Source organism: Marinomonas vulgaris (assembly GCF_018145875.1).
GTDB classification, from domain to species: domain Bacteria; phylum Pseudomonadota; class Gammaproteobacteria; order Pseudomonadales; family Marinomonadaceae; genus Marinomonas; species Marinomonas vulgaris.
On the sequence record NZ_JAGSSV010000007.1, the window covers coordinates 1 to 21,977 of the forward strand.

Below are 21,977 nucleotides of genomic sequence, written 5' to 3' on the forward strand. Positions count from 1 at the left end.
GAGTTGATGTGACATGGTCAGGCTCGAAGGTTAAAAATGAATTGTCTCATGCGCGGGACTTATTCGCATCTTCCCTAAGCACCAAGGGTTAGGTTTTAAAACCCACTCGGCTGGTCGATTAGGTCGGCGGTAGACAGTAGGTGTTGTTCGTTTAGGTAGTTCAGTAGCTCTGTGTTGACGTCGTGTTGAATGTTGGGCAGCCCTTGGTTACCAAAGATGCGATTGATTTCAATCACGTAAGGCACAGAGCCGACCATGGCGATGTCGAATCCGGCGTGGTTGATGTCCAAAGATTCGGCCAGGAAGGTCACAAGGTCTTGCGCTTCTTTGGGAATCAAGGCAACTTCCACCTGACCACCTTGGCTGATGTTGTTATGGAAGCCATTGTCCGACTGCAAACGCCAGTAACCACTGACAATTTTATTGCCCACCCAAATAACGCGCATGTCCCGGTCAATCGGTAAATATTCTTGTGCGTACAGCACGTCGGTTTTTTCTATGTAGTCGCGCCATTGGCCGATGGTGTCGATTAAAAACACCCCATTGCCCATGCTACTACGCGGGATTTTTGCCACAAAAGGCGTGGCCATTTCGTCCCAAATACGCTCCGCTTCGTAGGGTGTGTTGGCGGCGATCAAGGTGTACGGATGTTGCTGCGGCGCTATGGTGTTGAAAGTGCGTGTCATCTCGATTTTGTCATGGCCAATCAGGTAAGAAGCCATGCTTGGAAAAATGCGTTTCTTGAGGCCGCAAGTCAGCGCAGTCAGTTGCCAGTATTGGGGAAACAACAGCCAATCTGCCTCTCTAATTTCCTCTAAATGATCGTACATGGATTCGGGTTTTATGTAGCGAACTTGAGGCAAATGGAGGGTTCTGAGGGCGTCAAACGAGATGATTTTCATAGGTTATAATCAATAGCGAAACAGGCCGCGATTGTGGGGCCTGTTTCGAAAAAAAGAAACTGTTTTTTGCTTAAATTATCATCACTGTTGCAGGGTATTGTGGGTTTTACGCAAGCGACGAACCGAGTCGAAAATCAGCATCGCTAAGGCCGACCAAATCAACACAAAGGTAGTGAGTTTTTCTGAACTGAGGGGCTCGTCGTAAAGGAAAACCGCTAGGAAAAACATCCCCGTTGGGCCTATGTACTGGAAGAAGCCAAGCGTCACCATGCTGACACGATTGGCCGCCGCTGCGAAACACATGAGCGGCACCATGGTCACTGGCCCAGCGGCAAACAATAACCAGTTAACGCTGGCGCTGTTGCCAAAAATATTCGAGGTTGGAGACGGGCTGAGAGTCAAATACATCAAGGCAAATGGCAACATGATGGCGGTTTCAATGGCCATGCCGGTAAAGCTATCGACCGCTATTTTCTTACGTACCAAGCCATAAAAGGCAAAAGTCATAGAGAGCGATAAGGCGACCCACGGGAGCGAACCAAATTGTATGATTTCAAACACCACGGCACAAAAGCACAGTAATACCGCGGTTTTACGAATGGTATCGAGCTTTTCCTTAAAGAAAATTACCCCCAATAAGATACTGATTAAGGGGTTAATGTAATAACCCAAACTGGCGCTGAGCATTTGGTTGTTTTGCACCGCCCAAATAAAGGTGCCCCAGTTAAAACCAATCAGCAAAGTAGACACCAGCATAGCGGCCAAAATTTTAGGGGCTTTTAAGACAGTGACCAGCGCCTTGGTGTAGCGCAAAATGAAAATCAGCGCCAACACCAATAAAAACGACCAGATAACACGATGAGCCAGAATTTCCTGAGCGGGAACAAACGACATCTCTTTAAAATAAATAGGCGCAATGGCCCATAAGGTAAAGGCAGTCAGGGCATAAAGAACGCCGCTTTTTGAAGAAGTTTGCATGACAATCATCCTAGCTGATCAAGAATTTTTATTGGTTGCAGAGTGTAGCTTAATACTGGGTAAACGGTCAGATTTTTTGCGTTATTAATGACTCCTAAAGGCCGGTTAATTATTGCCTCAGAAAGGGGATGGGTTTAGAGTTAGCTACGTAAATTTACATTAATCGAACTTCGGGGCGGGGCGAAATTCCCCACCGGCGGTATTTTTTCTTGGGTGACAGCATCCAGTTAAACAGCCCGCGAGCGCCTTGTTACGTTTCTTATGATTTTGAAACTACAAGGGTCAGCAGATCTGGTGAGAAGCCAGAGCCGACGGTTACAGTCCGGATGATAGAAGATCGACCAAGTTTTAATGCTCCTAGCAATGGGGCGTTCATGTGTGCTTTTTTAAGTGCGGCGCTTGGTACTATTCGTTCTCATCACCCCTGTGCATCTTATTGATTGGAGAAATTCAAGATGGCAGGAACATTCTTTATTATGATCGCGTGTTTTACGTGGGCACTGGATACCTTAATCCGTTACCCGCTGTTAGGCGCCGGTTATTCGACCTTGCAAATCGTTCTTATCGAACATCTTACCCTAGTGCTATTTATTAGCCCTATGTTGTGGCGGTATCGCCATGTTTATCGTCATATGTCGATCAGTGGCTTTTCCTGTCTATTTTTTATCGGCGGGATTGGCTCGGCCATGGGTACCTTGGCGTTTACCGAAGCGTTTCAGTATTTAAACCCTACCGTGGTGATTTTGCTGCAAAAGCTGCAACCGATTGTGGCTATTTTATTGGCTTATTGGCTGTTAAAAGAGCGCATCGAAGGGCATTTTCTACAATGGGCGGCGGTGATTTTATTCGGCAGCTTTGTAATGATGTGGCCGGATTTACGCCAACTCGGCGACACCCAATGGCATTATTCGAGTGACACCGCGAGCCTACTCAAAGGCTATGGTTATACCTTAATTGCCGTGATTGCCTGGGGGGCGGCGACCGTATGCGGTAAGTACTTGTCTCATCAGCACATGCCAGCGAACGCCATTATGTCCGGTCGCTTTGTTGCGGGTCTATTGGTGCTCTTGCCCATGGCCTTGGCTCAATCCGACAGCTTATCCATGATGACATCAGTAGACTTGAGCCTTGTGGTCGTCATGGCCTTGCTCAGTGGTTTTATTGGCATGTGGTTTTACTACCAAGGCTTGAAAACCGTTCCTGCGCAACTGGCGACCTTGGCCGAATTGTCCTTTCCCGTCTTCGCTGCCGTGATCAACTGGGTTTTCCTCGACATGGGCTTGACTGGCTATCAAATCATCGGCGGCATGATGCTGATACTCGGCAACATCGGCCTGCGTATGAAAGAACTGAGACAAAACGACCTAACCCCCGTGACGCAGTAAAAAAGCGCTTGAAGAGTTATGTGCACTATAAAATTAACTAGCTTGAGTGAATTTTTTGTGCGGCGAGCGTTAATTCGAAACCACAAGCATGGGCATATTTTGACAGCGTAGACCAGCTAGGGTTTGCGTTGCCTTTTTCTAAGCGACTGATGTTGCTTTTTTGAGTATGCATTTTTTCGGCTACCTGTTGCTGTGTGAGGCCGGCTTTGATGCGCATACTAATAAGTTGATCAATGAAGTTAAATTCGTTTTCGAGCTTCTCATATTCAGATCTCACTTCGGGGTTTTCAAAGGCGCGTTGTTTCAGGGCTTGAAGACTCATTGTTGAACCTCTTTTTGTCTTTCGCGAGCTAGTTTGAGCTCATGCTTTGGTGTTTTTTGAGATTTCTTGATAAATACATGCAGTACATAGATACGATTGCCTTTGAGGTAGCAAAATAAGCCTCGTCCAATGCCTTCCTTGGCTTTTGCTCTTATTTCAAATAGACCGTCGCCCATAGCTTCTGTGTGTGGTGGACCTAAATTCGCGCCATGCTTTTCCATTAATTCGAGTAGTTTAATCATCCGTGCCTGAATTTTAGGGGGCATACTAAGGAGTTGATCCTCAACACCACCGTAAAAATCTATTTTCCAGTTCATAGGAATCCCTTCATAAAGTTATCTTTAATGATAACTTTTATTGTTCTTTTTGTCTAATATTTGATCTATTAGATGGTTTACTTTTGCCTTCTTGCTAACTTCTTTTTTTATTGCGCAAATGGTGGCTTCGAGCGGGTGTTTTTGCTTTAGAATGGCGTTAGTTTGTCCGTAAGGTCAGTTTTTAAGTGCATCTCCTTGTGTTGATGGCTTAATAAGTTTGTTTTTTTAAGGAAGCCTGATGCCTGATTCCCCTGCTTTTTCAACAGCGGTTGCGCCGAGAACTCAATGGTTAGAAGTGATTTTGCTGTGGATTGCAGGTATTTCTGCGGCCATGCAATTTGCCAAGTTTTCGGTGTCGTTCGATGCTTTGTTGTCCCATTACGAGATGGGTGCCACGTCTACCGGAGCGGCGTTGTCGGCGGTGGGATTGGCGGGGCTAATCTTCGGCGTTTCAGCCGGCATGATTGCCAGCCGCATTGGTTATTTGAAAGTCTTGGTCGGTGCTTTGTTGTTGGGCGGTGTTTTGTCTTTGATTCAATCTACTTTGCCGCCTTTTAATTTGTTGTTCATAACGCGAATGCTGGAAGGCTTTTCTCAATTAGGTGTGGTTGTCGCAGCGCCGACCTTAATCGCGAAGTTGAGTGCGCCTCAGCATAGGTCGTTAACCATGGGCTTATGGGGGACGTTTTTTGGTGTCGCGTTTGCCGTGAGTGGTTGGATTGGTAAAGGGTTATTGGATAATTTGGGATTGCAGTCGGTGTTTTTTGGCCATGGTCTGCTCATTATGACCATGGGCGTGGTGCTGTTTTTCATTCTGAAAAACAATGCTGTGTTAGATCTGGTGCCGATAACAGGTGTGCAAGAAGGGTTTTTCAAGCAAATGTTGCAAGTGTATCGTAACCCTCGCAGCTTGTTACCAAGCTGCGTGTTTCTGTTTTACACCTGTACCTTGGTATCGGTTTTAACCTATGTGCCTGGTTTAGTCGGTGACTCTTCGCTGCAAAAGTGGATGCTGATCGTGCTGCCCTTGGTGAGTACATGCGGCACTTTCTTAGCCGGAGCGATTGCTCAATACGCGATGAAACCGCAGCGACTGGCGGTGTTGGCGTATTCGGGCATTGCGCTCAGTGTGTTGGTATTGGCGGTGATGCGCGATCTAGCGCCGGTGTTTTTTATCGCTGTGGCGGCCATGGTGTTGTTTTTGGGCATGGTGTCTGGCTCGTCATTGGCGATGATTCCGACCTTGGCGCGTAGCCCGAGCGAACAAGCCCAAAGTTACGGTTTATTGGCACAGTTCGGTAATTTAGGCGGCACGATAGGGCCGCCAGCGTTCGCCACCGTCATTACCCTGTATGGATTGTCGGGTCTTGTTGGGTTGGTGTTGTGCGTGTGTGTATGTGGTTTGTTTTTTAGTTTTTTATCTGGCCGTGTAAAAAGTGTTTGATCGAGTGTAATAATCTCGGCCTTAGCGGAGTCTAACCTTTATACAGTAAATAAATGAGTCAATTAGTCTTGAGTTGAAAAACTCTGTTGGAGCGTTAGTAATGAAAAAGTCGGGTTTATTAATCGTCATTGCGGCACTCATTGTAGGTTTTTTCTACTTTGATTTGCATCAATTGTTAACGCTGGAAGGCCTAAAGTCTGGCCTGGATCAGTTTGAAGCGTGGCGTACAGAGAGCCCGGTTTTGGTTGGCGGTGCGTTCTTAGTGTTGTACGTGATTGTGACGGCGCTGTCTTTGCCGGGTGCGGCGATTATGACCTTGGCCGCGGGCGCTTTGTTTGGCTTAGGTTGGGGTTTGCTGATCGTGTCGTTTGCCAGCACCATAGGCGCGACCTTGGCGTTTTTGGTAGCGCGTTACTTGTTGCAGGAAACGGTACAAAAGCGCTTTGGTGATCGCCTAAAAGCCATCAACGAAGGCGTTGAAAAAGAAGGCGCTTTTTATCTGTTTACCCTGCGGTTGGTACCGTTGTTTCCTTTCTTCTTGATCAACTTATTGATGGGCTTAACTACGATTCGTGCGGTGACTTTTTACTGGGCGAGTCAATTGGGCATGTTGGCGGGCACCTTGGTGTTTGTAAACGCAGGCACGCAACTTGGGCAACTTGAAAGCTTGTCAGGGATTTTGTCGCCGTCTTTGCTTTTCTCCTTTGTGTTGCTCGGAGTATTCCCTTTATTGGCGAAAAAACTGCTTAACGTCATCAAGGCGCGTCGCGTTTACAAAGGCTTCACCAAGCCAAAAACGTTTGACCGTAATCTTATCGTGATCGGCGGCGGTGCGGGTGGTTTAGTGAGTGCTTACATTGCGGCGGCGGTAAAAGCCAAGGTGACCTTGGTGGAAGCCCATAAAATGGGCGGCGACTGCTTAAACTACGGCTGTATTCCCAGCAAAGCCTTGATCAAAAGTGCCAAAGTCGCTCAGCAAATGCGCCATGCCGAACATTATGGTTTAGACAGCGCAGAGCCGACGTTTTCGTTCAAAAAAGTCATGGCGCGGATTCATGACGTGATCAGCAAAATTGAGCCGCACGACAGCGTTGAGCGTTACACCAAGCTGGGTGTGGATGTAGTGCAAGGCTACGCGACCATCGTCGATCCTTGGACGGTAGAAATTAAGCTAAACGACGGTGGCACCCAGCGTCTTACCGCGCGCAGCATTATTCTAGCCACCGGTGCGCGTCCGTTTGTGCCGGATTTACCGGGCTTGAACGACGTGGGTTATTACACCAGCGACACCTTGTGGGAAGAGTTTGCCAAGTTCGATGCGCCACCAAAGCGTCTTGTGGTGTTGGGCGGTGGGCCGATCGGTTCCGAATTGGCGCAGAGTTTTGCGCGACTAGGGTCGAACGTCACCCAAGTGGAGCGTTCTGAGCGCATCATGGTGCGAGAAGACGAAGAAGTCTCGGCGTTGGTACAAGAAAGCATGAGATCGGACGGGGTGACGATTTTGACCTCACATAACGCCATTCGCTGTGAAAAAGACGGCGACGTGAAACGCTTAATCGTCGAGAAAGACGGTGTGGAAAGCGTGATCGAATTTGATGCTTTATTGTGTGCGGTAGGCCGCCAAGCGCGCCTTGAAGGCTATGGTTTGGAAAACATTGGTGTGGAAACCAAACGCACCATAGTGACCAACGATTATCTTGAAACCTTGTTTCCGAATATTTTTGCTGTCGGCGACGTGGCGGGGCCTTATCAGTTTACTCACGTAGCGGCGCATCAAGCCTGGTTTGCGTCGGTTAACGCCTTGTTTGGCACCTTTAAAAAATTCCGTGCTGACTATCGGGTGATTCCATGGGCGACTTTCGTCGACCCAGAAGTGGCGCGAGTGGGCTTGAGCGAGCAAGAAGCAAAAGAGCAAGGCATTGCCTACGAAATGGTTCGTTACGGTCTTGATGACCTTGACCGCGCCATTGCCGAAAGTGCCGACAAAGGCTTTGTGAAAGTGTTAACCGTGCCGGGTAAGGATAAGATTTTGGGCGTGACCATTGTTGGTGAGCATTCTGGTGAGTTATTGGCGGAATTTGTACTGGCGATGAAACACGGTCTGGGCTTGAACAAAATTCTTGGCACCATTCATACTTATCCAACTTGGGCAGAATCGAACAAGTATGCGGCGGGCGAGTGGAAACGTGCCCATACGCCAGTGCGCATTTTGGCTTGGATCGAAAAATACCACACATGGCGTCGAGGTTAATATCCTATGAAAAACTGGTTGATGACCTTAGTGGCACTGATTGGATTACAAAGCACCTTGGTCAGCGCGGCAAACGCGTTTGATCATTCTACTTGGAATGCTTTATTGCAGCAGCATGTGTATTTGATTGATGGCGGTAAAGCCAGCCAGGTGGATTATCAAGGCTTTGATGACGACCAAGCCGCGTTAGATGGCTACTTGGCGTCGTTGAGCGCCGTCAGTCAGTCACAATTCGACGCTTGGAACAAAGACGAGCAATTGGCGTTTTTGATCAACGCTTACAATGCCTACACGGTAGAATTGATCCTGACAAAATGGCCGGATTTGGACTCGATCAAAGATCTAGGGAGCTTTTTTAGCTCCCCATGGAGCAAGGAGTTTGTGCCATTACTGGGCGAAAAACGCTCGCTGGATAACCTAGAACACACCTTGATTCGCGGCTCAGATCGCTACCAAGATCCGCGCATTCATTTTGCCGTAAACTGCGCCAGCATTGGCTGTCCGGCGCTCGCGAATCAGGCTTTTGATGCCGATAATCTAGACGCTTTGCTAGAGACACAAACCAAGCTGTTTTTGTCAGACAGCAGCCGTAATCGTTTGAATGGCGACATACTAGAACTTTCTTCTATATTTAAATGGTACCGTGAGGACTTTGAAAAAGGCTGGAAAGGCTACCAGTCTTTAGAGGCGTTTTTGAGTGACTATTCCAGCGCTTTGTCATTAAATACCCGTGCAAGCGAGCGACTAGAAAAACAGACGTTCGACATCAAATTTTTAGACTACGACTGGGCGTTAAACAAAACACCATAATGCTCAGTGATGGCAGCCGTTAGGGGAAATCATTGGACAGCGCGTGGATTGTATTGAGCTTAGCGGGACTAATCACCGGCTTCTCTAAATTTTCAATCGGCGGTATGGGGTTACTCATACTGCCGATTTTAATGATCTCTTACCCAGGGCCTGAAGCCTTGGCGATTCTGCTTCCTCTCTACATTGTGACCGACATCATGGCGGTGTGCAGCTACAAAGCCAAAGTGGCGTGGCCGGTGTTGTTGCGATTCCTTCCCTTAGCGTTTTTAGGCATATATGTGGCCAGCTACTTTTTAGCTTCCATCGATGCGGATCAATTCGTGCGCTTTTTGGGCGTGATGATCATCTTTATGATTCTTCTAGGGCTGTACCTCGACTACCGGCCGACCACCTTTATGCGTAAGCCATGGGCGGCTTATTCTATGGGCTTTTTCGGTGGCATTGTGACCATGATGGCCAACGCCGCTGGGCCTCTGTTCAGTCTGTTTTTACTGGAACAAAAGCTCAATAAAGAGACCTATGTGAGTACTAGGGCATGGGCGTTTTTTATTATCAATGTGGTGAAATTGCCCTTTTACTTGAGCCTGGGGTTATTGACCCTAGAAACAACCGAAGCCAGTCTGTACACCTTGCCAGGCTTGTTGGTCGGGTCATTTATTGGCTACCATTTTCTGAAAAAGATAAACCCAGTGCAGTTTAAATGGTTGATTCGCATTATGTCGGCATTGGCCGCCTGTAAGTTGTTTCTTTTCTCGTAAAAAATACAAAAACCATACAAAAAAAACCTAAAAACGATTGAGGCTGTCTTGCGCTACTTTGTGTTGTTTCGTAAAACTTAATAGTAATCAGATTATTACTTTTACCTAGTAAATACGACGAAATTACTTGGAAAGACTATGAACAACACCTTAAACGAGAGCGTTAGTTTGGAAGACGTTCTTGATACCACGCCCATACCTGTTATTTGTTCTGATGCCGTCACGGGGCAGGTTCAATACGTCAATAAAGCATTTACTGACTTGTTTGGCTTTCATCTCAACGAGATGGCAACCATAGACAGTTGGTTTGTAAAGGTCGGTTCAACCGCTAAATTTTACCCCAATGTGATAGAACCTTGGATGTCGACAGGCCATCAAGGCGCTTCCACGGAATTTTTAAACGCGACTTTTTTTTGCAAGTGGTATTCACAAAAACACATCAGCATGCGTTTTTCTTTAATAGGAAACACCAGAATTTGGTATCTTCATGATGTCACCGATTATTGGGTGGCAGAAGAACGATTAAGAGCGCGCAGTGTGATGTTAGAAATGGTAGCGAAAAGCTCAGCGTTACCCGATATTCTGGATGTGATCGTTAAGCAAATTCAAAAAGAAAACCCCATGTCGCTGTGCAGTGTGCTGTTGTTCGACAAAACCAACCAATGTTTGCGACTTGGTTCAGGCCCTAGCTTACCCGATTTTTATAATGATGCCATCGACGGCATAAAAGTGGGTTTGAATGTGGGGTCATGCGGTACGGCCGCTCATATTAATGAGCGGGTTATTGTGGAAAACATCTCCATTCACCCTTATTGGGAAAATTTCACTGAACTGGCGAAGCAAGCGGGTTTGGCTGCGTGTTGGTCGGATCCGATTCTATCCTCCAAAGGGGAGTTGCTAGGTACGTTTGCGATTTATAAGCAAGTTCCGTCTGCACCGACTGAGAAAGATTTCGAGTTAATCCAATTTGCCAGCAACTTGGCGAGCATCGCGATCGAAAATTTCCGCACGCAAGAAGCACTGGAAAACATGGCGTATTTTGACCATCTAACAGGTTTGGCAAATCGTGGCTCTTTTTTCCAGCAATGTGAAACCGTTCTCAAAGATGCGATTGAAAAAAAAGCGCCCTTATCTGTCATCATGATGGATGTGGACAACTTTAAGCGTGTGAACGATCAATTTGGTCACAAAGCGGGCGATTTAGTACTGCAGAAGTTGGCGCAAACTAGCTTGTCGATTTTACGACGCCAAGATTTGATGTCGAGAATTGGTGGGGAAGAATTTGCTGTTTTACTACCCTTGACAGAACACGAAGAAGCGCTTGTGATTGCAGAACGATTGCGTGTGGCTGTTGAACAATCGGCCGTGGTAGACGGCAAACATCAACCCATTCACTACACAGTATCCTTTGGCGTGGCGAGTAAAGCCGGTGCCAGTTGTTTCGTCGATAGGTTATTGAATAGAGCAGATAAAGCCTTGTATAAAGCCAAAGCAGCGGGTAAAAACTGCGTTCTTTCCTTGGATAGGTAATCCAACACAGAGCGACAAGACAAATAGCGTCGATCTATTGTTGGCTCCTAACGCATTGACTAGAACACGATAAGCAGGTTGCTATGAGTTCATCTACCCAAAGTAATGAGGTGAAAAATTACCTCGGCGCTTACTCCGCTCAGTTACAACAGCAAGTACAGCACCTTTTAGACACCGAAAAATCGGGTGATTGGCTACTGAAAAAATACCCAGTACCGCACGGCTTAAATGGCCCTCGCGCCCTGTACGACTATACCATGGCGCTGAAAAACGACTTTATGCGCAGTTCACCGCCGATCAGTAAGGTGATTTACGACGATAAAATTCACATCATCAACAACGCCCTTGGCCTGCACACTTTTGTGTCGCGCATGCAGGGCAATAAGTTAAAAGCCAAGCATGAGATCCGCGTGGCGTCTATGTTTCGTCGGCTGCCTGAGCCGTTACTCAAGATGATTGTGGTGCATGAATTGGCGCACCTTAAAGAGAAAGATCACAACAAAGCGTTTTATAAGCTGTGTTGTTATATGGAGCCGGAATATCACCAGTTAGAATTTGATCTTCGTCTGTATTTGAGCCACAGAGATCGATTTGGCGATTTATGGTAAAGCGTGTCGAAAACAGAAAAACACCCACAAAAAAGGCCGATTTCCCTACAAAATCGGCCTTTTTTGTGTATTTTGCTTGGCGAGAAAACGCGTTTTCTTAGGCGTTGGCGAGGGAGAAATCTGGCTTAATCGCGGTGATTTTCTTCGTCAAATAAGTTAATAGCATGCCGTACAAAGGAATAAATAGCCCCATGCTGATGATCAATTTAAAGGCGAAGTCAGCCAGTGCGATTTCTTGCCAATGCTGCGCCATGAAAGGGTCTACGCTCTGGTAAAAAGCGATGCCGAAAAACGCCAAGGTGTCTAAGCCGTTACCGAATAAAGTAGACGCCGCCGGTGCAATCCACCAAGCTTTAAGCTGGCGCAAGCGGTTGAACACCTGAATGTCCAATACTTGACCTAGCAAGTAAGCCAACAAGCTGGCAATGGCGATACGACCCACAAAACTGTTGTAGGTGGTTAACTCAGCGAAGCCTTGAAACGCCCCTTGCGCAAAAATTACCGACAATACATACGACACGATCAGCGACGGAATCATCACCAAAAAGATGATTTTACGCGCCAGTGCTGCACCAAAAATGCGTACCGTTAAGTCGGTTGCCAAGAAAATAAACGGGAAGGTGAACGCACCCCAGGTGGTGTGCAGATCGAAAACGGTAAAAGGAATTTGCACCAAATAATTGCTCGAAGCAATGATCAATAGGTGAAAAAACGCAAGGTAACCAAGGGCTTTACCCTGTTGTGCCGGTGTGAACGTACTCATAGTGTGACCTTTTTCGTTTGATTGGGGTGAGGGAACCCAAGTTTAAAAGTGCGCGGTTAGGCGCGCACTTTCTGTGTATATCGTTAAATTCGGAGCGAGATTATACAGAAAATACTTGATTAAAAAAGACTCAAATAGGAAAACTAACATTTTTTATTGCGTTAGTCCTCATCGTCTGTGGAGTTGATCCGCGCCAGCCTGTCTTGCTCTTCTTCAAAAGCGTCTTGAATTTCTTGCAGGACAGAATCCACATCGGCTTCTTCCGTTGGCTCGTCGAACAGCCCTGTTAACTCTGTTGTAGGGGTCAATTTACCCGCTTCAAATAGCGCCCAAATTTCTTTCGCGTATTTGGTCTCGAGCAAATCAGGAGCAGACATACCGTAGTAGTTGCGCATGTTGTTTATGTCCCGTTCGAGCATCCATTCGGCGTTGTTGTTGGCGGCGGCATCTACGGCTTGAGGTAAGTCAATAATGACGGGGCCATGGGAATCTACCAGCACGTTAAATTCAGATAAATCACCGTGAATTAAGCCTGCGCACAGCATGCGCACAATGTCTTTGATGATGGTGTCGTGATCCCGTCGGGCTTGTTCTTCTGTCAACACCACGTCGTTGAGACGAGGAGCCACTTCGCCATTATCGTCAGTGACCAGTTCCATCAATAAAACACCGTCGAAACAGCCATAAGGCGTAGGCGCACGAACACCGGCTTCAGCTAAGCGATATAACGCATCCACTTCGGCGTTTTGCCATAAGTTTTCTTGTTCGTCGCGGCCGAATTTGGAGCCTTTTTCCATGGCGCGGGAGCGACGACTGTTGCGAACTTTGCGACCTTCACGGTATTGAACCGCCTGTTTGAAACTGCGTTTACCGGCCTCTTTGTAGACTTTGGCGCAACGGATGTCTGATCCGCAGCGCACCACGTAGACGGTCGCTTCTTTTCCGCTCATTAATTGTCGAAGCACTTCGTCAATCAAGCCATCTTCGATGAGTGGTTGTATTCTTTTAGGGATTTTCATGCGGCTCGTTATCCTATTATCGGCGTCGTTTTGGCGATTTATTACGTTTTGAACTGGTTAATCCCAGCGCTTTGGCGCGAAGTGCTTTTTTCGATGGTTCGCGCTTTTTTTGTGTACTGTCTGTTTTGTTTAAATCGGGTTCAAAGCCTGGTAGCCATTGAGGAACAAAAGGCTCGCCCAGCAATTTTTCGATGTCGGTTAATAAGTAGCGCTCTTTTTCGGCGACCAAACTTACCGCCAAGCCGGTTGACCCAGCACGACCGGTGCGGCCAATGCGATGAATGTAGTCTTCTGCATTATATGGCAGCTCGTGGTTAATCACATACTGCAGCTGGTCAATGTCGATGCCCCGTGCAGCCACATCGGTCGCCACAAGCGCGCGTACTTTGCCCGCTTTGAAATCGGCCAGCACGCGATCTCGCGCCCCTTGAGATTTATCCCCATGGATGGCTTGAGTAGCAACGCCGTCTTTGATCATTTCTTTGGCTAATTCATCGGCACCTTGTTTGGTGCGGGTGAAAATCAGTACCTGTTGCCAATTCTTTGAGCCGATTAAAAACGACAAAAGCGCGCTTTTGCGATCTGCGTCGACCGCATAGACAATTTGCGCTACTTGGCTGGCCGTGGTGTTTCGCTGATCGACTTCGATCAATGTTGGCTCGCGCAATAAGGTTTTGCTCAGCGCGAAAATTTCGTCGTTAAAGGTGGCGGAGAAAAACAAGGTTTGACGTTCGGCCGGTAGCTTTTTCAAAATGCGCTGAATATCGACGATGAAGCCCATGTCGAGCATGCGGTCGGCTTCGTCGAGTACCAAGGTATTCAGTTGGCTTAAATCGATTAAGTTTTTCATCAGTAATTCGAGCAAGCGGCCTGGCGTGGCGACTAAGACATCGCAGCCTTGTCTGAGAGCATCGAGTTGTACATTAATACTGGCACCGCCGTAGGCGACCACAGGCTGAATCGACAAGGTGGCGCTGTATTTCACAAAGCTGGCGTGAACTTGCTGGGCCAGTTCTCGCGTCGGTGTGAGCACCAATACACGGATGGCGCGCTCTGCGTGGGCACTCGTTACCAGTCGATGCAGCAAGGGCAGAGCAAACGCAGCGGTTTTGCCTGTGCCGGTTTGGGCACCGGCCATGACGTCTTGTCGTGCCAAAACAGCGGGAATCGCTTCCCGTTGAATGGGCGTAGGCGTTTCATAACCTAATGTGGTGAGGTGACCAAGAATATCTGGATGAAGGCCTAACGACGCAAAGCTCATGACGGTTCCGTTTAAAAAGTGAAGTACAACTGTACAAGGTCAAAAATACAGCGGCTAGTGTAGCCGAAAAACACGGGGAAAAAAGAAAAAAGCAGACCGGTTGAGGTCTGCTTTTTGGGGGGCTTATCCATATGAACTTAGATAAGAGAATTTATTGTGTCAATTTAGGATTTAACCGTGTTGTATTCCATGACCAATTCATCATTTTTTTCCCAGCGAGCCAGCTCTTCTGCACTGGCTTTGGGAGAGAAAAAGCCCATCTGTGCGTAGACCAAGCCCAATACAGGGGAAATCCAGCAAGCAAACGCCAGTGGGATGTACAGCAGGTTCTCGAAGTTGCCGTCGCCAATGCTTAGACCTAAAGCACCGATAACAAAAGCACCGCCGGCGTTCCAAGGCACCAGTGGTGACACCAAGGTGCCGCCTTCTTCGATGGCGCGAGACAAGTTCAGCGTTGAGTATTTCATACCGCGATAAACCGGAGCGTACATACGACCAGGAAGGGCGATGGATAGGTAAGGGTCGCCTGCGACTAGGTTGGTCGCCACAGAAGTAAGCGTAGCCGAGGTTTGCACGCCTTTAAACGTAGAGACCTTAGTCATAATGGAGGTGATGATGGCTTCAAGGCAACCTGTGCGCTCCAGCGCGCCACCAAAACCAAGGGCGATCAGGATCAAAGAAATCGTCCACATCATCGACTGAATACCACCACGGTTCAGCAAGCTGTTGATCGCATCGGAACTGGTGGTGATGGAATAACCGCTGTTGGCGTAGGTGATAATGTCGTGAATGCCCGCACCTTGCGTGAAAACGGCCACAATGGAGCCCGCCACAACACCGGCAAACAAAGACGGAATCGGCGGCATGCGACGCATGGCCAGCACAATAACCACCAAAGCCGGCGCCAATAGCCAAGCGGAGATTTCGAAGTTGTTTTGCAACGAGGAGGTAATCGCCGTGATGCGCTCGAAAGAACCGTTGTCGTTGTCAATTAGGGTAAAGCCCGCGATCAAATAAATGACCAGAGCGGCCAGCATGGCAGGTACCGTTGTTGGCATCATATTTTTAATGTGTGAGAACACATCGGTGCCAGTAACGGCTGGGGCTAGGTTGGTGGTGTCAGACAAAGGAGATACTTTATCACCAAAAAACGCACCGGAAACGACCGCGCCGGCAGTCCAGTACATAGGGATTTCAAACCCTGCGCCAATGCCCATCAAGGCAAGACCAACAGTACCGACTGTGCCCCAAGACGTACCGAGCGACAAAGACACCACGGCACACAACAACATGGCCGCGGCCAAGAAAATTTGCGGTGACAACAGGGTTAAGCCGTAATAAATCAGCGTTGGCACAGTACCACTGGCGATCCAAACGCCCACCAACATACCGACCAAGATCAATACCGATACCGACGGCATGGACACGTGAATAACGTGGAAAATGCCCTGTTCAATTTGTTTCCATTTCAAACCCTGCTTGATACCGACCAAAGCGGTCAGCGCCAAGCCAATGGCTAGAGGAATATGCGGAGTAAAATCACCAAAGTAAAAAATTTGTATGCCGAGCAGAACTAAAGTCAGTATCACGGGGACAAGTGCGAGCATTAAGCTCGGTTTTTGTCCCTCGTTTTTATCAGTATTGACAGCCATGTTGCGTTCCTTTGAATTCTTTTTTATGGAGTGAGAAAAGGGAAAATGATCGCTTTTGTGATCGGGTATCACTTTTCTTGATTTAGGTTTTAGCAGGAAGAATTAATAAATTCACAAACAAGTCGTAATACTTTGTATCAACAATGTGAACGCCAATTTAAGTCAAATGACCCTGAAGTGAGCGGCTTATATGACAAATATAATAATAACCGAAGGACTTATTTGAATGATTTGATGCTTAAAAACATCATGAGATACTCTTTTGGCCATTAACAGAGTCACCGTAAAAAGAATCTTTGCCTTAATGTTGTGCGTGAATATGGCGTAATCCGTCATGATTAGTGAGGTTGCGTTTCTCTAATCGCAACCGAAAGACAGAGTCTGGCATTATCTTGCACCAAGGCAGAACCCCAGTAAAATCAACGACTCATTATGTGACACAGAGCACAAAAGAGCCTATTTGGCCTTCGTAAACGACCCTTGACCGAATCTGATCATTTGATCGCAAAGGGTTTTATTTCGACACAGGTATGAAATTTATGTAAACGCAGGTTTATATTTTCGCTTTTCATTTACAACTTGTTTATATTTTTCAAGTCAGGTTGGCCGTTTATCTTTTGCCTCTGTCCTTGTTATAGTGCTTAATCCGATTATGACTGAACTTATTTTATGCAGCAGGGACGATACTAAAGCAGCCATAATTCCTTGATTCCACTTTTACCTTTTGCAGTACCTAGCCATGTTAATGTCAGACATTAAAATCCTCGTCGTGGACGATTCCAGCGTTACCCGAGAAACACTCGAAAGTTACTTTGCCGAGGAAGGTTACACCGTATCAGGCGCCGAGACCGCCGAAGCCGCTGAGCAGCTGTTAAACGAGCAGACATTCGACCTTATTTTGCTCGACATTCGTTTACCTGGTAAAGACGGCCTTACCTTAACGCGAGAACTGCGCAGCCGCTCCGAAGTGGGCATTATTTTGGTCACCGGCAAGCAAGACGACATCGATCGCATTATTGGTTTAGAGTGCGGTGCCGACGAATACGTGTGCAAGCCTTTCAATGCACGAGAAGTCTTAGCGCGGGGCAAGAACTTGATCCGCCGAGTGCGCAAACAGCGCGAACTGGAGAAAAATCCTGTCGAAGCGTCAGTATTGCGCGACATTGGTACTTGGCAGCTTGATACCGCTCGACGGGTGTTGGTGAAATCCGACCGCAGCATTAGCCCGCTGACCGAAGGCGAGTTTCAACTTTTGTTGGCACTCAAAGCCAACGAAGGCATGGCATTAACCCGAGATCAGTTAATGGATCGCATTAAAAACCGCACATGGAATGCCACAGATCGCACCATAGACGTGTTGATCGGGCGCATTCGCCGCAAGTTAAGCGAAGACCCTCAATGTCCTCAAATGATTATTACGGTGCATGGCGTGGGCTATTTACTCAATAGTGCTTTAACAGACAACCTTGATGATCAAGATCTGGCCCCATGCGAGCCGATCTAGTCGTCGCCGCTTTTTGCTGGTTTATCCTGTGGCCCAAGGTCGCCGCTGCGGATACCTCGATAGAAACATTATCGACCATGACGGTGCGCGTGTGTGGCAACAGCGCCTACCCGCCGGTGTCTTGGGTCAATGCCGATCAGCAAGCCGACGGGGTGAATGTGGCGGTGATTAAAATGCTGCTCGAACCTCTGGGCGTCACTGTGGACACCCATCAAGACAGCAGTTGGCGACGTTGTCTAAAAGAAGTGGAGCTTGGCAACATCGATATGATGTCTGGATTTAAGACAGAAGCCCGTCAAGCTTTCATGACATTCCTTGATGCCCCTGTGATTCGCGAATCGATTTATCTGTATTTCCCCATAGATAATCCATTGGAATTCAAAGGCTGGGACACCTTAGCCGGGCTTAGGGTAGGCGTGTTAAGGGGCGACAGCTTTGGCGACGAAGTAGACGCGGCGCTGAACGCCTACCCCACGCTGGAATACGTATCGACTCAAGATCAAAATTTACTCAAACTGGCCGACAACCGCCTCGACATGGTGCCGATGGGTAAGTTGTCTGGGCAACTGGACATATTGCGTTTGGGCTTGCAAGGCAAAACCGGTCACATTCAGACCGACGTGGTGGATTTTTGGTACCTGGCCATTTCTAACCGTTCGCCGTTATTGCCTTGGTTGCCCTTTTTGAATGAGCGTTTGACCCGCCTATTAGATTCCCCAGAAACCGTGCCCGAATTGGTAGAGCGCTACCGACGCATTTACATTGCGGCGCTTGGACTAAACGGAGACTTTAGCGACTGATGAGCATGAAATCGACCCTGTTTCGCGCCATACCCAACCTGTTGCGTTACAAACAATCGCATCCGTTGGCCCACCGGATCTTTATTCGCCTGCTGTCGTTGAGCTTGTTACTGGCGCTGATTTCCACCAGCATCCAGGTGTTCAACGAATACCGCCGAGAGCGAGCGTCGATCCAACAGCAAACCGACTACATCACCTCGTCGCACATTGAAGGCATACGTAAAAGCCTGTGGGATTTAGACAGCGAACAGCTGGAGCTGCAACTCAAAGGCATCTTGAACTTTTCCAATGTGAGCGCCGTGACCCTGCACGCGGCAGACTGGCAAGACGACATCACCGTGGGCGACACCCAATCGATTTCCCCGAGTAATCAGGGCACCAAGTTGCCGGTGTTTTACATCGACCAAAGTCGACGCACCACAGAACGCATGTTGGGCGAGTTGACCGTGTACCACGACATGGCGGCGATCCAATCGAAACTGCTGCGTTCGGCCATTGAAATTGCCTTGTTCCAAAGTTTATTGGTGCTGATGAACGGGGTGTTCTTATTGCTGATGGTGCACTTAATGGTGACACGGCATTTGGAATACATGGCTCGTTATACTCGCACCATCAGTGCCGGTAATTTACAGACGAAATTGATATTGCCCTACAAACGACAGCGCACTGGCCGCGACGAAGATGAAATCGATTCGGTGGCCAATGCCATGAACGACATGCGCGAAGCGATTTTGGCTGACATCAAGCAAAAAGACGCCATTGAGGCTGAACTGCGTTATCACAGAGATCAGTTGCAAGAACAGGTACGCCGTCGTACTCGGCGTTTACAAAGCGCCAAAGAAGCCGCGGAGCAGGCGAATCTGGCGAAAAGCCAATTTTTAGCCACCATGAGCCACGAAATCAAAACGCCACTGAATGGCATTTTGGGCATGGTGGAATTGCTGCAGAGCCAACCGCAAACGCCGCAAAGCAATGAAAAACTCTCGGCCATTTATCAATCGGGCGACGCCTTACTGGAAATTCTCAACGGCTTGCTCGACTACGCACGTTTAGAAGAGGGCATGTACAGTCCCGAAATTCGGCCTTTTTCCATCCGCGAATTGATTCACTCCACGGGCTTATTGTTTACCGCGCAAGCTCAGCAACAAAATACCCAACTAAACGTCCAGATCAGCGATAACTTACCGGATCATTATCAAGGTGCGGCGGGCGCGTTGCGGCAAATTGTGTCTAATCTCGTGTCGAATGCGATCAAATTCACCCACGATGGCACAGTGACGCTGTCGGTGTCAGTGAGCGATGAGAACCCGGAGCAGGCTTCTGGTGTGCTGATCGAAGTAGAAGACACCGGCATTGGCATTCCAGACAGTTACCTAGCGAACCTGTTTGAGCGCTTTAGTCAGGCAGACGACAGCGTGACGCGTCGCTTCGGCGGCACTGGCTTAGGGTTGGCGATTACGGCGCAACTGGTGCGCTTGCTCGAAGGGGAAATTGGGGTAGAAAGCGAAGAAGGCCGTGGCAGTGTGTTTTGGTTTTATGTGCCTTTATTGGCGCTAGACGAGGCACAAACGCAGACTGATAAGCCGTTTCAGAGCGATAACACCATGGCGCCCATGTCGATTTTGCTGGTGGAAGACACACCCATCAACCAAGCCGTCACCACAGAACTCTTGGAGCGCGATGGCCATCGAGTGACTCTCGCCGAAGATGGTTTAGAAGCGCTTCATAAGGCGACTCAGCAGCGTTTCGATTTAATTCTAATGGACATTCATTTGCCCTCGCTCAGTGGTTTGGATGTGGCGGATCAAATTCGTCATGGCAGTCCATTGAATCCTGATACACCCATTGTTGCATTGACCGCCAATGTATTGCCAAGCAATGTGAAGCAGTGCCACGACATCGGCATTCGCGCAGTGATTCCTAAGCCATTTAAGCGCGAATTGCTTTATCAAGTACTTGGAGAGGTGCTGCATCGCCCAACGGACAAGACACCCACCGTTCCATTGATACTTGACTCACCAGCAGAGCAAAACGGACTGGACGTCAGCTTGGTGCAGTCGCACCTAACCGCTTTGGGTAAGCCTCGTCTGCAAAAGCTGGTGTCCTTGTTTTCAGTGGCGATTGAGCAGGGCTTAGATGAATTGGACGAGCTGCACCAGCAGCAAGATTGGTACGATGTGGCAGACGTTACCCACCGTTTGGCGGGAGACGCGGACGCGGTCGGCGCGCAAGCCTTGGCGACCGCGTTCAGAGACATAGAAAACCATTGTAACGCCAACACCAAGGTGGACTTTGACGACGACATTGCCGCTATTAGATCTCTTTATAAAAGCACCTTGGCGAGTTTAAACAATATTTTAGGTCGCCATTAAAAACGATCTACCCGCAGTGCATCGAGGGAGACGCTTGGGGTTTTCTGTTGCAATTTATCGAGCAATAATTCCGCCGTGATCGCCGCTTGAGTAATGCCCAAATGCTGATGACCAAAAGCAAACGACAAACGCGCAAAACGCGGATGTTGATCAATTACCGGCAAAGAGTCTGGCAACGACGGACGATGCCCCATCCACTCGCTCGATTGTAGGTCGGGTTTGCGAAATAAATCGGGCAACAAGCTTTGGGTGTGTTCGCGTAACACCTTAAAGCGTTTTTGAATGGGCGGTAAATCCACACCGCCGATTTCACTCATGCCCACTGCCCGTAGCCCAGCGCCCAAGGGCGACAACACCAGCTTGCGATCGGCGGATAAAATCGTGTGATGAATGCGAGTTTGGTCGTCCGGAAAGGTCACATGATAGCCCCGTTCGGCTTCCAGCGGCACATCCAGCCCCACTTGTTGCAACAAGCTTTTGCTCCACACACCACCACACACACTGACCTGATCAAAGCTCAGAGTCGAGATTAAGCCGGCGTCGCTCGTGAGGTCTACATTCACCCGGTCTTGATCGGGATTAAGCGCCGTGACTCGGGCGGTGATGAAGTCGCCGCCCCGTTGCATAAAGGCGTTGAACAAGGCGTTACACACCGCATAAGGATCGGATAAGCGATGAACCTCGGGGAAAAATACCGCGTGACTGAGGGTTTTAGACAGTTCGGGTTCGAGCTCAGCAAGGGCCTTGCCAGCGACAAATTCACAGGGAATCTGGTAGGCGCGCATCTTATCGATCAGTTGATCGGCTTCGTTAATGGTGTCCGCTGTTTGCCACACCACCAAGTGGCCGCCCTTGATCAACATGCTGTCAGCGCCAATGTCGCTCAAGGTGCGATGCCAAGCGGCAACGGCCGCTTGATTGAGCTGGTGGATCATCTTGGTGCCTCGTTGAGCTGGCTCAGTTTGAGACGCTTTTAGAAAGCGCCAATACCAGGGCGCGGCCTTGGTCACGTATTTCAACGGTGTGCAAATTGGTCCCTTGGGGTTAAGCCACAGCTTGGGCGCGGCTCGAAGCACGTCGGGTGTACCAAGAGGATCGATCACTTCGGTCGCCAAATACCCCGCGTTGCCATAGGAGGTGGATTTGCCCGGTTCGTTGGAGTCGATCAGGGTGACGTGAAAGCCGGCGCGCTGAGCTTGAAGCGCGACGCATAAGCCGACCACACCCGCGCCAATGACGGCAAAGCGGGTCGTTGAGTGAGTATCGCAAACCTGGTTCATGGTGTGAGTCTGCTCTGTCAT

19 protein-coding genes and 1 riboswitch are annotated in these 21,977 nt (G+C 48.5%); of the genes, 10 read left to right on the plus strand and 9 right to left on the minus strand.

The genetic code is table 11. The annotated features are described in order from the left end of the window. Positions 1 to 95: 95 nt before the first annotated feature. Entirely contained in the window at positions 96 to 902 is an 807-nt protein-coding gene (locus J9B83_RS07465; protein WP_211536128.1) for an ATP-grasp domain-containing protein, read from the minus strand. Positions 903 to 983: 81 nt separating this feature from the next. After that, on the minus strand, positions 984 to 1,880 hold the full coding sequence (rarD, locus tag J9B83_RS07470; RefSeq protein WP_211536129.1) for an EamA family transporter RarD: 897 nt from the start codon (positions 1,878 to 1,880) through the stop codon (positions 984 to 986). Between the two features lie 162 nt (positions 1,881 to 2,042). Next, a riboswitch (FMN riboswitch) is annotated at positions 2,043 to 2,222 on the plus strand. 113 nt (positions 2,223 to 2,335) lie between these two features. Here rarD and J9B83_RS07475 point away from each other — a divergent pair. After that, positions 2,336 to 3,265, plus strand: a complete 930-nt coding sequence (locus J9B83_RS07475) for a DMT family transporter (protein WP_211536130.1) — start codon at positions 2,336 to 2,338, stop codon at positions 3,263 to 3,265. 37 nt (positions 3,266 to 3,302) lie between these two features. Here the strand turns inward: J9B83_RS07475 and J9B83_RS07480 are convergent, their stop codons facing one another. Then, positions 3,303 to 3,587, minus strand: coding sequence for a helix-turn-helix domain-containing protein (locus J9B83_RS07480; protein WP_211536131.1), 285 nt, complete (start codon positions 3,585 to 3,587; stop codon positions 3,303 to 3,305). Continuing rightward, positions 3,584 to 3,904 (minus strand): type II toxin-antitoxin system RelE/ParE family toxin, encoded by a 321-nt coding sequence (locus tag J9B83_RS07485; protein WP_211536132.1) that lies wholly within the window; start codon positions 3,902 to 3,904, stop codon positions 3,584 to 3,586. The genes J9B83_RS07480 and J9B83_RS07485 overlap by 4 nt, the downstream gene beginning before the upstream one ends. A 238-nt stretch (positions 3,905 to 4,142) precedes the next feature. On the opposite strand from J9B83_RS07485, the gene J9B83_RS07490 reads away from it, so the two are divergent. The 6 genes from J9B83_RS07490 (at position 4,143) to J9B83_RS07515 (ending at position 11,305) form a co-directional block, all read left to right on the plus strand. Then, positions 4,143 to 5,348 (plus strand): MFS transporter, encoded by a 1,206-nt coding sequence (locus J9B83_RS07490; RefSeq protein WP_211536133.1) that lies wholly within the window; start codon positions 4,143 to 4,145, stop codon positions 5,346 to 5,348. Positions 5,349 to 5,448: 100 nt separating this feature from the next. Continuing rightward, positions 5,449 to 7,599, plus strand: a complete 2,151-nt coding sequence (locus J9B83_RS07495) for an FAD-dependent oxidoreductase (RefSeq protein ID WP_211536134.1) — start codon at positions 5,449 to 5,451, stop codon at positions 7,597 to 7,599. A 6-nt stretch (positions 7,600 to 7,605) separates the two neighbouring features. Further along, entirely contained in the window at positions 7,606 to 8,409 is an 804-nt protein-coding gene (locus tag J9B83_RS07500) for a DUF547 domain-containing protein (protein ID WP_211536135.1), read from the plus strand. A gap of 32 nt (positions 8,410 to 8,441) precedes the next feature. Continuing rightward, a complete protein-coding gene (locus tag J9B83_RS07505) occupies positions 8,442 to 9,167 on the plus strand; it encodes a sulfite exporter TauE/SafE family protein (RefSeq protein WP_211536136.1) in 726 nt (241 codons plus the stop codon). A gap of 138 nt (positions 9,168 to 9,305) precedes the next feature. After that, entirely contained in the window at positions 9,306 to 10,697 is a 1,392-nt protein-coding gene (locus J9B83_RS07510; RefSeq protein WP_211536137.1) for a sensor domain-containing diguanylate cyclase, read from the plus strand. A gap of 83 nt (positions 10,698 to 10,780) precedes the next feature. Further along, positions 10,781 to 11,305, plus strand: a complete 525-nt coding sequence (locus tag J9B83_RS07515) for a M48 metallopeptidase family protein (protein WP_211536138.1) — start codon at positions 10,781 to 10,783, stop codon at positions 11,303 to 11,305. Between the two features lie 97 nt (positions 11,306 to 11,402). Here J9B83_RS07515 and J9B83_RS07520 read toward each other — a convergent pair whose 3' ends face one another. From J9B83_RS07520 to nhaC, 4 genes are all read right to left on the minus strand, one after another. Next, positions 11,403 to 12,068, minus strand: coding sequence for a 7-cyano-7-deazaguanine/7-aminomethyl-7-deazaguanine transporter (locus tag J9B83_RS07520; protein WP_211536139.1), 666 nt, complete (start codon positions 12,066 to 12,068; stop codon positions 11,403 to 11,405). Between the two features lie 161 nt (positions 12,069 to 12,229). Beyond that, entirely contained in the window at positions 12,230 to 13,087 is an 858-nt protein-coding gene (locus J9B83_RS07525; protein WP_211536140.1) for a PA4780 family RIO1-like protein kinase, read from the minus strand. 16 nt (positions 13,088 to 13,103) lie between these two features. Continuing rightward, positions 13,104 to 14,348: a DEAD/DEAH box helicase gene (locus tag J9B83_RS07530; protein WP_211536141.1), complete on the minus strand. Its 1,245-nt coding sequence runs from the start codon at positions 14,346 to 14,348 to the stop codon at positions 13,104 to 13,106. Positions 14,349 to 14,512: 164 nt separating this feature from the next. Beyond that, positions 14,513 to 16,000: a Na+/H+ antiporter NhaC gene (nhaC, locus tag J9B83_RS07535; protein WP_211536142.1), complete on the minus strand. Its 1,488-nt coding sequence runs from the start codon at positions 15,998 to 16,000 to the stop codon at positions 14,513 to 14,515. Between the two features lie 745 nt (positions 16,001 to 16,745). Here nhaC and J9B83_RS07540 point away from each other — a divergent pair. The 3 genes from J9B83_RS07540 to J9B83_RS07550 are packed head-to-tail and all read left to right on the plus strand — an operon-like array spanning position 16,746 to position 20,676. Beyond that, on the plus strand, positions 16,746 to 17,504 hold the full coding sequence (locus tag J9B83_RS07540) for a response regulator (RefSeq protein ID WP_328797715.1): 759 nt from the start codon (positions 16,746 to 16,748) through the stop codon (positions 17,502 to 17,504). Then, positions 17,489 to 18,304 carry a substrate-binding periplasmic protein gene (locus tag J9B83_RS07545; protein ID WP_211536144.1) on the plus strand — a complete coding sequence of 272 codons (816 nt, stop codon included), beginning with the start codon at positions 17,489 to 17,491 and terminating at the stop codon, positions 18,302 to 18,304. The genes J9B83_RS07540 and J9B83_RS07545 overlap by 16 nt, the downstream gene beginning before the upstream one ends. Next, the gene (locus J9B83_RS07550; protein ID WP_211536145.1) at positions 18,304 to 20,676 is read left to right on the plus strand and encodes an ATP-binding protein; all 2,373 of its coding nucleotides are present in this window, start codon (positions 18,304 to 18,306) and stop codon (positions 20,674 to 20,676) included. The genes J9B83_RS07545 and J9B83_RS07550 overlap by 1 nt, the downstream gene beginning before the upstream one ends. Here the strand turns inward: J9B83_RS07550 and J9B83_RS07555 are convergent. Then, on the minus strand, positions 20,673 to 21,977 hold the full coding sequence (locus J9B83_RS07555) for an NAD(P)/FAD-dependent oxidoreductase (protein ID WP_211536146.1): 1,305 nt from the start codon (positions 21,975 to 21,977) through the stop codon (positions 20,673 to 20,675). The genes J9B83_RS07550 and J9B83_RS07555 overlap by 4 nt on opposite strands.

What these genes read in the sequence shown, in the direction of transcription:
- J9B83_RS07495 (WP_211536134.1), top strand. Translation starts at nt 5,449, where the DNA reads ATGAAAAAGTCGGGTTTATTAATCGTCATTGCGGCACTCATTGTAGGT.
- J9B83_RS07490 (WP_211536133.1), top strand. Translation starts at nt 4,143, where the DNA reads ATGCCTGATTCCCCTGCTTTTTCAACAGCGGTTGCGCCGAGAACTCAA.
- J9B83_RS07545 (WP_211536144.1), top strand. Translation starts at nt 17,489, where the DNA reads ATGCGAGCCGATCTAGTCGTCGCCGCTTTTTGCTGGTTTATCCTGTGG.
- J9B83_RS07465 (WP_211536128.1), bottom strand. Translation starts at nt 902, where the DNA reads ATGAAAATCATCTCGTTTGACGCCCTCAGAACCCTCCATTTGCCTCAA.
- nhaC (WP_211536142.1), bottom strand. Translation starts at nt 16,000, where the DNA reads ATGGCTGTCAATACTGATAAAAACGAGGGACAAAAACCGAGCTTAATG.
- J9B83_RS07475 (WP_211536130.1), top strand. Translation starts at nt 2,336, where the DNA reads ATGGCAGGAACATTCTTTATTATGATCGCGTGTTTTACGTGGGCACTG.
- J9B83_RS07515 (WP_211536138.1), top strand. Translation starts at nt 10,781, where the DNA reads ATGAGTTCATCTACCCAAAGTAATGAGGTGAAAAATTACCTCGGCGCT.
- J9B83_RS07510 (WP_211536137.1), top strand. Translation starts at nt 9,306, where the DNA reads ATGAACAACACCTTAAACGAGAGCGTTAGTTTGGAAGACGTTCTTGAT.
- J9B83_RS07540 (WP_328797715.1), top strand. Translation starts at nt 16,746, where the DNA reads ATGTCAGACATTAAAATCCTCGTCGTGGACGATTCCAGCGTTACCCGA.
- J9B83_RS07485 (WP_211536132.1), bottom strand. Translation starts at nt 3,904, where the DNA reads ATGAACTGGAAAATAGATTTTTACGGTGGTGTTGAGGATCAACTCCTT.
- J9B83_RS07555 (WP_211536146.1), bottom strand. Translation starts at nt 21,977, where the DNA reads ATGACAGAGCAGACTCACACCATGAACCAGGTTTGCGATACTCACTCA.
- J9B83_RS07530 (WP_211536141.1), bottom strand. Translation starts at nt 14,348, where the DNA reads ATGAGCTTTGCGTCGTTAGGCCTTCATCCAGATATTCTTGGTCACCTC.
- J9B83_RS07480 (WP_211536131.1), bottom strand. Translation starts at nt 3,587, where the DNA reads ATGAGTCTTCAAGCCCTGAAACAACGCGCCTTTGAAAACCCCGAAGTG.
- J9B83_RS07500 (WP_211536135.1), top strand. Translation starts at nt 7,606, where the DNA reads ATGAAAAACTGGTTGATGACCTTAGTGGCACTGATTGGATTACAAAGC.
- rarD (WP_211536129.1), bottom strand. Translation starts at nt 1,880, where the DNA reads ATGCAAACTTCTTCAAAAAGCGGCGTTCTTTATGCCCTGACTGCCTTT.
- J9B83_RS07520 (WP_211536139.1), bottom strand. Translation starts at nt 12,068, where the DNA reads ATGAGTACGTTCACACCGGCACAACAGGGTAAAGCCCTTGGTTACCTT.
- J9B83_RS07525 (WP_211536140.1), bottom strand. Translation starts at nt 13,087, where the DNA reads ATGAAAATCCCTAAAAGAATACAACCACTCATCGAAGATGGCTTGATT.
- J9B83_RS07550 (WP_211536145.1), top strand. Translation starts at nt 18,304, where the DNA reads ATGAGCATGAAATCGACCCTGTTTCGCGCCATACCCAACCTGTTGCGT.